Below are 10660 nucleotides of genomic sequence, written 5' to 3'. Positions count from 1 at the left end.
GCCGGTCGTGAAGGAAAGGTTGGCGGCGTGAACCGTAATCAGTGTCCAAGATTACTTGACCAGTTCAAGCCCCCTCCCACATTGAAGCGGTGTACGCCGTTACAGCGTGTAGGCGATCCCGACCTGCACGGTGCGCGGCTCGCCTGGGTAGGCGTAGACGTTGCCGAACGCGCCTTCTTCATACTCGCGATTGAACAGNGCGCACTTTGTCGTTGACCTTGTAGTAGCTGAGCAAGTCCACCACGGTGTAGGCGTCCATCGAGAACGCGGTGTTGGACGTCTGCCCGGCGCGCTCATCCACGTATTTGCCGCCCGCCCCCAGGCCCAGGCCTTTGAGGGCGCCGTCCTGGAATTCGTAGACGTTAAGCAAGCTGAAGCTGTTGCGCGGGATGTTCAGCAAACGGGTGCCGGTGCGCAGGGTGTTGTCCTTGGTGACTTCGGCGTCCACATAGGCATAGCCGCCGATCACGCGCCACTCGGGGGTGATATTGCCCGTCACGTTCAGGTCGAAACCTCGGCTGCGCACCTGGCCGGCGGCGACGCTGAAGGCCGAGTCCTGGGGGTCGGTGGTGAGCACGTTTTTCTTCTCGATCTGGTAGATCGCAGCGTCGACGCTCAACTGGCGATCCAGGGCTTCCCACTTGACGCCCATCTCGTAGGATTTGCCTTTTTCCGGCGCAAAACCGCCGCCCTGGCGGCTGGCGCCGGTGTTGGGCTTGAACGAGCGCGCGGCGTCGGCGTAAACCGCGACGGTGTCAGTGAGGTCGTAGATCACACCGACGCGTGGGGTGACGGCGTTATCAGCGGCTTGCCAGCTTTTAGTGCCTGGCACGTAACTCTCGTAATCGTGCTCAAACCGTTCGAAACGCGCACCGGCCAACACTTTCAAACGCTCGGTCAGTGCCACTTGGTCTTGGACAAACGCCGCGTAGGTTTTGAGGTTTTCCTTGTCATGTGTCGGCGTGCGGGTCAGCGGTGGACGCGCCTGGCCGTAGACCGGGTCGAAGATATCAATCGGGTAAGTACCCACGGCAGCGCTGGAACGTTGGATGATCGACTTGTAGTCGTAGTCCTCGTACTCGATGCCGGTCAGCAGCGTGTGATCAAAACCGCCGGTAGAGAAGTGCCCGGTCAAGTTGAGCTGGTAGTCCTTGTCGGTCCACTCCAGCTTGCGGTAATTGAAGTTGCGTTGCAGCGTTCGGCCATCAGCGTTGAGGCTGGTCGTACCATTGGCCTCAATAGCGTTGCCTTGCAGCGTGCCATCCAACCATTGCATACCGCCGCCCAAGGTCCAGTTGTCGTTGAGCATATGTTCGAAACGCAACTGAGCCATGTTGTTGTCGTTGTGCAATTTACCGACATCTTTATCCCCCCAGAAAGTGTCGCGCGAAGGCGTACCTTTTTGGTTCGGATACCGCGTCAAACCACGGTCCAACGGGTGGTTGTTACGCATGAAGTCGCCTTCGAAGATCACCTTGGTGTCGTCGGTGGCTTGCCAGGTGATGACCGGGGTCACGCCGTAGCGCTCGGTCTCGACATGATCACGGAAGGTATCGCCGCCCTCACCCACCACGTTCAGGCGATAGGCCAGGCGACCTTGCTCGTCCAGTGGGCCCGATGCGTCAAGCGTGGCGCGCTGCATGCCCTGGTCATCCAACTGGCTGCCGAGGGTGACGGTGGGTTCGGCCAGCGGTTGCTTGGACACCACGTTGAAGGTGCCGCCCGGATCACCACGGCCGTAGAGCATGGTCGCCGGGCCGCGCAGCACTTCCAGGCGCTCGATGGTGTTGGCGTCCGGCATGTTCGGGTAACCGCGGTTGATCGGGAAACCGTTGCGGTAGAACTCGCCGGTGGTAAAGCCGCGCACGGTGAACGTGGTCAGCCCCTGGCCGCCAAAGTTGTTCGCACGCCCGACACCGCCGGCGTAATCCAGCGCGTCCTGCAGGCGAGTGGCGCCGATGTCGTCGACCACGGCCTTGGACACTACGGTGATGGACTGCGGGGTTTCATGAATGGAGGTGTCGGTGCGCGTCGCACTGGCTGAACGTGTGGCGTGGTAGCCCTTGACCGGCCCTTGGGCCGTCTCGTAGTCCGCCTCGCCCGTGACATTGGTGGCTTGCAGCTCAAGACTGGCTTTGTCTGCAGGGACAACCTCAGCCCAAGTAAAAGGCGAAAACGCCTGAAGCACACAGAGGGAAATCAAGGTACGACGCATGGATGTTGAACCTAGTGAATGAGCCAGAAGGGGCGGCAAACCTGCCAAAAATTCGCGGGGATGGTATACCAATCCATTCGCGTTTGACATCTATTCTCATTCACTATTTTTCAGGTAACAGCTTTGTATCGATAAGCAGCAAGTTTGATGCGAACTCAATGTGGGAGGGGGCTTACCCCCTCCCACAGTTGGATTTCTATACGACGTCAGGATCCGATCAGCGATAGCGCTCCAGCCAATGGGCGTATGGCGCAGGCAAGGTCCAGGAGGATTTCTCCACGCCCAGTTCCTTGGCCGCAAAGTACGCCCAATGCGGGTCAGCCAGGTGCGCACGACCGACCGAGACCAGGTCCAGATGCCCAGCCTGCAATGCGCCTTCTGCCAGTTGCGGTGTGCCAAAGCCCCAGGCCGAGGTCACCGGGATGCCCGCTTCGCGGCGCACGCGCTCGGCGATCGGGCCCATGAAGGCCGGGCCCCACGGGATATTGGTGTCGGGAATGGTGAAGCCGACGCTGACGCTCAGCAGGTCCAGACCGCCAGCCTTGAAGTTGCGGGCCAGTTCGATGGATTCGGTGAGGGTCTGCTCGTCACGGCCGTCGTATTCGATCACGCCGAAACGCGCGGTGAGTGGCAGGTTTTCCGGCCAGACTTCACGCACGGCGGCCAGGGTTTCCAGGAGGAAACGGCTGCGGTTGTCGAAGCTGCCACCGTAGGCGTCGGTGCGCTGGTTGGAGTGCTCGGAGAAGAAGCTCTGGCCCAGGTAACCGTGGGCGAAGTGCAGTTCGATCCACTCGAAGCCGGCGTCACGGGCACGGCGGGCGGCGTCGACGAAGTCCTGCTTGACCCGAGCGATGTCGTCCAGGGTCATGGCGCGTGGCACTTGCGGCAGGTTGGCACCAAAGGCGATGGCCGACGGCGCGATGGTTTCCCAGCTGCGCGCGTCGGAGGCAGGCATATGGTCGTCCCCTTCCCACGGGCGGTTGGCGCTGGCTTTGCGACCGGCGTGACCGATCTGGATGCCTGGTACCGAACCGGCGGCCTTGATGGCCTTGACCATGGGCACGAACGCTTCGGCGTGGGCGTCGCTCCAGAGACCGGCGCAACCTGGGGTGATACGCCCCTCGGGCGCTACAGCGGTGGCTTCAACCACCAGCAAACCGGCGCCGCCACGCGCCATACTGGCCAGGTGCACGAGGTGCCAGTCGTTGACGATGCCGTCATCCGCCATGTATTGGCACATTGGCGGTATGGCGATGCGATTGCGCAGGGTGACGTCTTTGAGTTTGAACGGTTCGAACAAAGCGGACATTGAGAACTCCGGGAGCGAGTGGATGATTCGATAGTTCGATGGTAATCGAACTATGGTATTCGATGATACCCCCCTGTTATGATTCGTTTCATGCGAGCCTTTAAACACCCTCCCCTTGAAGACCTGACCCTCGAGCGTCTGCTGTACGCCCTGAGTGACCCGGTGCGCCTGGAAATCGTGCGTTGCCTGGCCGGTGTGCCCGAAGCCACCTGCGGCGAACTGGATGGCGGGCGGCCCAAGTCCAGCATGTCCCACCACTTCCGGGTCCTGCGCGATGCCGGCCTGGTACACACCCGCAGCGTGGGCACTACCCATATGAATTCATTGCGCGGCGATGTGCTTGAGGAACGGTTTCCGGGGTTGTTGCAGAGCATCCTGGTGCAACAATAGAACCCGGCTCAGTCCAGCAGCGCGACCAGCCGCGACTCGATCGTCAGCGCCTGCACCTCCAGCACCACCAACGTCACCGGCAACTTGAAGCGCCGCCGCCCTGCACTGCCGGGGTTCACATACAGCGTTGCGCCGCGCCATTCGATCAGGGGCTTGTGCGAATGGCCGGTAATCACCAGCCGAGTAGACGTGTCGAGTAAGGCGGGTACGTCGGCGATGTCATGCACCACCAACGTCCGCCATCCGTCCACATGCAGCAGCAGATGGTCGGGCACCTGCTCTGCCCACGGCGCGTCCTGGTCATTGTTGCCGCGCACCACGTGCAGCGGCGCGATCTGCGCCAATTGCTGAAGAATCTCAGGGCTGCCGATATCGCCGGCATGAATGATCTGCTCACATCCCTGCAAAGCTGCGACCGCTTCAGGTCGCAGCAGGCCATGGGTATCGGAAATCACGCCAACTTTCATAGGGCCTCCGGGGTGGAAATCGAACCGTGAGACACCCGCGCGCCATCTAGGTACACACGGTCCTTGCCGTTGCCCTTGGCGGTGTAGAGGTTGCGGTCGGCACGCTTGAGAACCGCCGACATATCGGCCCCGAGCGTAAAATGCGTCATGCCCGCACTGCAGGTGTAGTCATGGGGCGGCGCGACACTGCTGCGAATCGCTTGCAGCAGGCGCAGCGCGTAATCGGTGGCGAGACCAGGGTCATTGCCCACCAGCAGCACCCCGAATTCTTCGCCGCCAATCCTGCCGAAACTGTGGCTGCCTGGGGTGGATTTAAGGCACGCGGCCATGGCGCGAAGAATCCTGTCGCCGACGTCATGACCGAACTGGTCATTCTTTAATTTGAAACTGTCGATATCCAGCATCATGAAGTAGCCGGTATCACCGGCCGCAATCAGTTTGGCGAAGCTCTCCATAAAGGCCCGCCGGTTCAGGATGGAGGTCAAGTAATCGGTCTCGGCCAACTCCCGAAACTCACTCTCCACCATTAACACCGAACGCAGGTTCTTCAGGTAGTAGACATTCAAGACAAAGCCGATCGCCACCGACGCGGCACAAAAGATAAACACGTAGATATCGACGCCTTCGTAAAGGCTCATCTGAATGCTGGGCCACGTCAGTAACCAGACCAAGGCGGCGCAGACCAGAAAATCCTGAACCACGATAAACAGGATTGCACTGCTCAGCACCAAGGTCACGGCCAGCGGCAAGGCAAACACCTGCAGCGCGGGATGGACGTGAACCACATAGGCAAAACCCGCAGACAGCAGCACCATGTAGGCCACACCCAGCGCCCGCCACAGCACATAATGAGTCACCACTCGGTGAACCCCATACACCCCGCACAGCCCGATCGTGACCAGCGCGACCGGCCAGCCAAACATCGCCCAGCGGTCCACCAGCAACACCGCCAGCCAGGCGAAAATCCCGATCAGCTCAGCCTTGGCGATCGCGGGCGACAACAGTCTTTGCATCCGTGGCCTGAGCTTCACATTAGCCGGCATCCCGTCACTCCCTGTGCATGAGTGGCCGGTGTGCTATCGGCATGACTCAGTTGAAGACTGTGGAGGCAGGTCGCAAACGAGTAAGCCATAAACCGCCTGACCAACACCATAAAAGGTGGCAGGACTTCAAGCAATGTCTTGGAATGAATCTTGAAATAGCCTCGGTCGGCCCCCTCTTGAACCAGACGAATAACGTGGGTCTTGGACACCGAGAGTTGCTCAGCGATGGAAAGGTAGGACGAAGACCTGAAACTTGCCCCTTGATTATCGAGCGCACACGCATCGTTATAGATCGCCAGCATCAACATATGCCCGGCATCGCGTTTTACCAGCCAATAACAATCAGGCATCAACAGGTCGATGGTCACGTTATGGGAGAGAAGGACCGAAAACCCTTTGAAATAACGTGCCAGATAGGCACGATCATCCAATCCGCCCATTGACCCGCACACCGCCGTTCCCGAGCACATCACACCCAGCGGCTCGACCACGGAGGTGAGCATCCGCCGGATCTCCTCGCAGGCTTGGGATGACGGGCTGAATACCCGCAAACGGCTGTCATCCGGATGCCTGGACACTGTCATGAACCCCAGCGCCCTGAACAGCAGGAAGATCGACTCCAGGCTGTTTCTGGAACAGAAGCCGCGCGCCAGACAAAACGCTTTCACCTCGGACAGTAAGGGAACGGACTTGGAGAAATACGTGCTCAATAAGGTAAAGGACACCATCAAGCGACTGAACTTGAGTGCGGTCTTATAGAAAAACGGTCTTTTTGAATAGGACTCCAACAAAATCGAATAATGGGAACGAATACACGCTTCAAAATCCACATGACGCTCAAACGCCCGCGCCGACTGTTCCATCGCCAACTTCAACGAACCACTGCACATGAGAAAGAGCCCTGATCAAACAACTTGGATTCACTGATCTCAATTGCAGCACCGATAATGGCGTTTTGCCTTGAGCGCAATCTATCGTGATTAGCGCAGAGGACACCGTCGCTACCAAATTTGTTCCAAAAAGACCTCGATGGCTTAACCGTTTCAGTCGCCGCAGCGAACCTTCCCCGCAAGCCGACGTCCGAGCTAAGGCACTGTTGCTTACTGCTCGCCGCGAGGGCCTCGTTTGAAAGCCGCCATCATCAAAAAATACCGTTTGATCATCAAGACCATGGGCTACGTGGGCTGGGCGCTGTTCTGGCTGTTGCTGTGGGACGTCGCCGTCACCGTGGACTTCATGCTGTTTCTCACCGCCAAGATCAATCTGCCGCTGATGCCGCTCACCCTGCTGGGTTCGGCGCTGGTGGTGCTGATCAGTTTCCGTAACAGCAGCGCCTATAACCGCTGGTGGGAAGCCCGTACCCTGTGGGGTGCGATGGTCAACAACTCGCGCAGCTTTGCCCGCCAGGTACTGACCCTGCTGGACGACCCCGACGGTGAAGTGAACCCGGTCAAGGCCACCCTGCTGCGCCGCCACGTGGCCTACGTGAATTGCCTGGCCGCCCACCTTAAAGGCGAGCCATGCCCCGAAGAAGTGCGGGCATTTATCCCCGCCGAGGAATTTGCGCGCAACGGTGCCACCAATAACTTTGCCAATGACATACTCACCGGCTCGGCGGCGTTGCTGGCCAAGGAATACAAGGCCGGGCACCTGGACAGCATTCGCCTGGCACGGCTGGAGTCGACCCTGGTGGATCTGTCCAACGCCCAGGGCGGCATGGAGCGCATCGCCAACACGCCACTGCCCTACCCTTACGTGTACTTCCCACGGCTGTTTATCTCGCTGTTCTGCCTGATCGTGCCGGTGGGCCTGGTGGAATCCCTGGGTTGGTTTACCCCGCTGGCATCGACGGTGGTCGGTTTTATGCTGCTCGCCATCGAACGCATCGGCACCGACCTGCAAAGCCCGTTCAGCTCCAGCGAACACCAGATCCAGATGGAAACCATCTGCGAAACCATCGAGAAAAACCTGCAGTCGATGCAGCGTGACGCTCTCGGTGGCGAGCGCATCGGTTAAACCTGCCCTCGGCCCTCAAGTGCTTGCCCCCGCGGTCGATATACAGGGGGTACGCATGGGCCATATCCCCCTCACAACAACACATGCGACGCTCGACACCACTGTTTTCTCCTTGCCAAAAATATAAATACCCGCGGGTGAAGTCATGAATATCAAGCAAAAGCTGACCTGGGCGTTTGCCGCCATCGCGTGCGTCCCGGTTATTTTGGTCGCTGTGTTAGTTGTACTGAATGTGCGCGAGGGGGCTGTGGCCAATTTCCTCGACAGCAGCGGCCGCGAAATCCGTCAGATCGACAATGGCATGAAGCAGTTCTTCGACGGCATCAGCCAGAACGTCGACTTCGTCGCCAAGGACCCGCGCGTTGTCGCGGCCAAGGACCTCAAGAGTTACGCCGGCGCCGACGCCGCGCAAATCCCCCTGACCCAGACCAACAAAGACCTGCTGGCGATTTTCGACCAGTTCGCCAAAAGCCACCCGAGCACCGCCTACTTGTCGTTGGGCCTCGCCGACGGCGGTTATGCCAGCTGGCCTGATGACACCAAACTGAACAACTACGACCCGCGCGTACGCCCCTGGTATCAGGCGGCCATCGCCGCGCCGGGTAAAACCGTGCGCACCGGCGCCTACTACTGGGCGCCGGACGATGTGACGCTGATCGGCACCGTACACACCGTCGCCGACGGCAGCGGGAATATCCTCGGCGTGGTTGGCCTGGACGTGTCGCTCAAGCAGCTCACCGAGCTGGTGCGCAACATCAAGCTGGGCGACAGCGGCTACCTGATGCTGGTGGAAGGCAACGGCAACGTGCTGGTCGACCCCAGCGATGCCAAGCACAACTTCAAGCCCCTGGCCGACCTGGGTCCCAACTACGCCGAACTGGCCAAGCGCGGCGACGGCGTGAGCCAGATCGACATTGATGGCGTGGCCTACATGGCCAACATGGTCAGTTCCAAGGACCTCGGCTGGCGGTTTATCGGCCTGATCAAGCGCGACGAAGTGATGGCCGGCGCCACCCGCCTGACCTGGTTGATCGCGGCCATCGCAGCGGTATTGGCGTTGGTGTTCGCGATCGTCGGCGCCAGTTTTGCCAGCGTCATCGTGCGCCCGATTCGCGGCGTGGCCGACGGCCTGCAAGAAATCGCCGAAGGCGAAGGCGACCTGACGCGCCAACTCAAGGTGCAAGGCAAGGACGAAACCGCCAGCCTGGCCGGCTGGTTCAACCAGTTCCTGAGCATGATCGCGCAGCTGGTGCAGCGCATCGGCAACGCCTCTTCCGACCTGCAAACCGCCGCCGCCGACACCAGCGAAGTCGCCCACAACATGAACCAGGCCGCCGGCCGCCAGCGTGAAGCGGTGGAGCTGGTCAGCACCGCGTTCAACGAAATGGTGGCCACCGCCAACGAAGTCGCCCGTTCCTGCAGCGCCGCCGCCACCAGTGCCGACGAAGGCTACCGCGACGTGCACGACGGCCAGCAGCACATCGGTGAAGCCACCGGCAGCGTGCTCAAGCTCAGCGAGGACCTGCAGAAGTCGACCCAGACCATGCAGCTGCTGGAGCAGGACAGCAAAAACATCAACACCATCCTCGACACCATCCGTTCGATTGCCGAACAGACCAACCTGCTGGCGCTCAACGCCGCCATTGAAGCCGCGCGCGCCGGTGACCAGGGCCGAGGCTTCGCCGTGGTCGCCGACGAAGTCCGCGCCCTGGCGCGCCGCACCGCCGACTCCACCGGTGAAATCGACAGCCTGCTCGGCAACCTCGCCCGCCGCACCCAGGAAGTCACGCAGCAGATGCAAGGCAGCCTGCAGGTGTCCCACACCAGCGTGGAACGCATCCAGCAGGCCCGCGACAGCTTCGACAAGATCCGTGGCTCGGTGGACTCGATCCGCGACCAGAATACCCAGATCGCCACGGCCGCCGAGGAACAACACCAAGTGGCCGAAGAGATCAACCGGCACATCGCGCAGATCCATGCCGATGCGCAATTGGTTGAAGAATTCGCCCACTCGGCGCAGACCGGGTCAGGTCGGTTGACGGATATTTCGGGTCAGCTCAAGGGGTTGGTGGGGCGGTTCAAGTTCTAACCGCCGTCACACCGGGGTCGCTTGCGGGGGCGTGTATTGGCTACTATAGCCACGCACTCCCCCGCACCTTACCTTTGGAGCCTTAATGCCCACCCCCAAGGACACGGCCGCCGACAGCAGCACCCCGATGATCCCCGAGCAGCGTCGCGAACAAATCCTGCGGCAGTTGCGCAAGCATCAGGTGATGAGCGTGCACCAGTTGATGGAGATGTTCGACTGCTCGCACATGACCGTGCGCCGTGATATTGCACTGCTGGAGCAGGAAGGCCGGGCGTACTCCGTCACCGGAGGGGTCAGGATCGCCAGCCAGCTGCACAGCGAGCCCAGCCATCAATCCAAAGCCGTGGTGGAATTGCCGCAAAAGCAGGCGATGGCACGACTGGCCGCGCGGTTGCTGCACGCGGACATGACGGTGTACCTGGATGCCGGCACCAGCACCTTGGAGATCGTCCCTTACATCAAGGCGCTGTCGGGGATGACGGTGGTCACCAACGACTTCGGGATCGTACAGGCCTTGATGGATGCGACGCAGGTCACGGTGATCCACACCGGCGGCCAACTGGACCATGACAACCACTCTTCCGTCGGCGGGCTGGCGGTGGCGACCTTGCGCCAGGTAGTCACGGACATCGCCTTTGTGTCCACCAGCTCCTGGGATTTGCACCGAGGCATCACCACGCCCTCGGCGCTGAAAGTCGAGGTCAAGCAAGTGGCAATGCAATCGGCGTCCCAGGTCGTACTGGTGGCGAGCAGTTCCAAGTACGGCACCTTCAGCATGTACCGCATCACCGGGCTGGAACCGTTCGACGTGATCATCAGCGACGACGGCCTGGCGCCGGCGGCGGCGGATGGCATCCGCAAGCGCGGGATTGAATTGATGCTGCCAAGTGATCCGTTGCCGGCGTGATGCCCTTCCTTTGTGGGAGAGGTCGAGCGTTAGCGAGGCTTCGATGGCGGCGGCAGGGTTGGCAGGTGTGTTGGCTGACACACAGCTATCGGGGGCAAGCCCCCTCCCACATTTGAGTTCGGTTGGCAGGTGGGAAGTGGGTCACCGCTGGTCCCCTGTGGGAGATGTCGAGCTTTAGCGAGGCTTCGATGGCGGTGGCAGGGTTGGCAGGTGTGTTGGCTGAT

Annotated in this window: 7 protein-coding genes and 3 pseudogenes; 5 read left to right on the top strand and 5 right to left on the bottom strand. The window is 60.6% G+C overall.

Annotated elements, in window-relative coordinates; all coding sequences use genetic code 11:
* Positions 1 to 99: 99 nt before the first annotated feature.
* Both AO064_RS04975 and AO064_RS04970 read right to left on the bottom strand, forming a co-directional pair.
* Positions 100 to 2215, bottom strand: a pseudogene (locus AO064_RS04975) (TonB-dependent siderophore receptor).
* A gap of 217 nt (positions 2216 to 2432) precedes the next feature.
* The gene (locus tag AO064_RS04970; protein ID WP_064052610.1) at positions 2433 to 3524 is read right to left on the bottom strand and encodes an NADH:flavin oxidoreductase/NADH oxidase; all 1092 of its coding nucleotides are present in this window, start codon (positions 3522 to 3524) and stop codon (positions 2433 to 2435) included.
* 78 nt (positions 3525 to 3602) lie between these two features.
* Here AO064_RS04970 and AO064_RS04965 point away from each other — a divergent pair, with 78 nt between their 5' ends.
* Positions 3603 to 3914 carry an ArsR/SmtB family transcription factor gene (locus AO064_RS04965; protein WP_064052609.1) on the top strand — a complete coding sequence of 104 codons (312 nt, stop codon included), beginning with the start codon at positions 3603 to 3605 and terminating at the stop codon, positions 3912 to 3914.
* A gap of 8 nt (positions 3915 to 3922) precedes the next feature.
* Here the strand turns inward: AO064_RS04965 and AO064_RS04960 are convergent, their stop codons facing one another.
* From AO064_RS04960 to AO064_RS04950, 3 genes are read right to left on the bottom strand one after another with little or no spacing between them, the layout of a single operon-like run.
* A complete protein-coding gene (locus AO064_RS04960; RefSeq protein WP_064052608.1) occupies positions 3923 to 4381 on the bottom strand; it encodes a metallophosphoesterase family protein in 459 nt (152 codons plus the stop codon).
* On the bottom strand, positions 4378 to 5424 hold the full coding sequence (locus tag AO064_RS04955; RefSeq protein WP_064052607.1) for a GGDEF domain-containing protein: 1047 nt from the start codon (positions 5422 to 5424) through the stop codon (positions 4378 to 4380). The genes AO064_RS04960 and AO064_RS04955 overlap by 4 nt, the downstream gene beginning before the upstream one ends.
* A complete protein-coding gene (locus AO064_RS04950) occupies positions 5409 to 6287 on the bottom strand; it encodes a hypothetical protein (RefSeq protein ID WP_244159490.1) in 879 nt (292 codons plus the stop codon). Before AO064_RS04950 ends, AO064_RS04955 begins: the two co-directional genes overlap by 16 nt.
* A 262-nt stretch (positions 6288 to 6549) precedes the next feature.
* On the opposite strand from AO064_RS04950, the gene AO064_RS04945 reads away from it, so the two are divergent.
* The 4 genes and pseudogenes from AO064_RS04945 (at position 6550) to AO064_RS04935 (ending at position 10436) form a co-directional block, all read left to right on the top strand.
* Positions 6550 to 7440 carry a bestrophin family protein gene (locus AO064_RS04945; protein WP_064052605.1) on the top strand — a complete coding sequence of 297 codons (891 nt, stop codon included), beginning with the start codon at positions 6550 to 6552 and terminating at the stop codon, positions 7438 to 7440.
* Between the two features lie 145 nt (positions 7441 to 7585).
* Positions 7586 to 8665, top strand: a pseudogene (locus tag AO064_RS31700) (cache domain-containing protein); the annotation flags it as partial.
* Positions 8666 to 8992: 327 nt separating this feature from the next.
* A pseudogene (locus tag AO064_RS31695) lies at positions 8993 to 9529 on the top strand (methyl-accepting chemotaxis protein); the annotation flags it as partial.
* An 85-nt stretch (positions 9530 to 9614) separates the two neighbouring features.
* A complete protein-coding gene (locus AO064_RS04935; RefSeq protein ID WP_064052604.1) occupies positions 9615 to 10436 on the top strand; it encodes a DeoR/GlpR family DNA-binding transcription regulator in 822 nt (273 codons plus the stop codon).
* The last annotated feature ends 224 nt before the right edge of the window (positions 10437 to 10660 follow it).

The sequence above is a fragment of the Pseudomonas marginalis genome (assembly GCF_001645105.1).
GTDB classification, from domain to species: domain Bacteria; phylum Pseudomonadota; class Gammaproteobacteria; order Pseudomonadales; family Pseudomonadaceae; genus Aquipseudomonas; species Aquipseudomonas petroselini.
The sequence above is the reverse complement of the archived record's forward strand: the minus strand, read 5'-3'. Positions and strand labels throughout refer to the sequence as shown.

Excerpts from the sequence above, each read along its gene's own strand:
- AO064_RS04970 (WP_064052610.1), bottom strand. The coding sequence starts at position 3,524 with ATGTCCGCTTTGTTCGAACCGTTCAAACTCAAAGACGTCACCCTGCGC.
- AO064_RS04965 (WP_064052609.1), top strand. The coding sequence starts at position 3,603 with ATGATTCGTTTCATGCGAGCCTTTAAACACCCTCCCCTTGAAGACCTG.
- AO064_RS04960 (WP_064052608.1), bottom strand. The coding sequence starts at position 4,381 with ATGAAAGTTGGCGTGATTTCCGATACCCATGGCCTGCTGCGACCTGAA.
- AO064_RS04955 (WP_064052607.1), bottom strand. The coding sequence starts at position 5,424 with ATGCCGGCTAATGTGAAGCTCAGGCCACGGATGCAAAGACTGTTGTCG.
- AO064_RS04950 (WP_244159490.1), bottom strand. The coding sequence starts at position 6,287 with ATGGAACAGTCGGCGCGGGCGTTTGAGCGTCATGTGGATTTTGAAGCG.
- AO064_RS04935 (WP_064052604.1), top strand. The coding sequence starts at position 9,615 with ATGCCCACCCCCAAGGACACGGCCGCCGACAGCAGCACCCCGATGATC.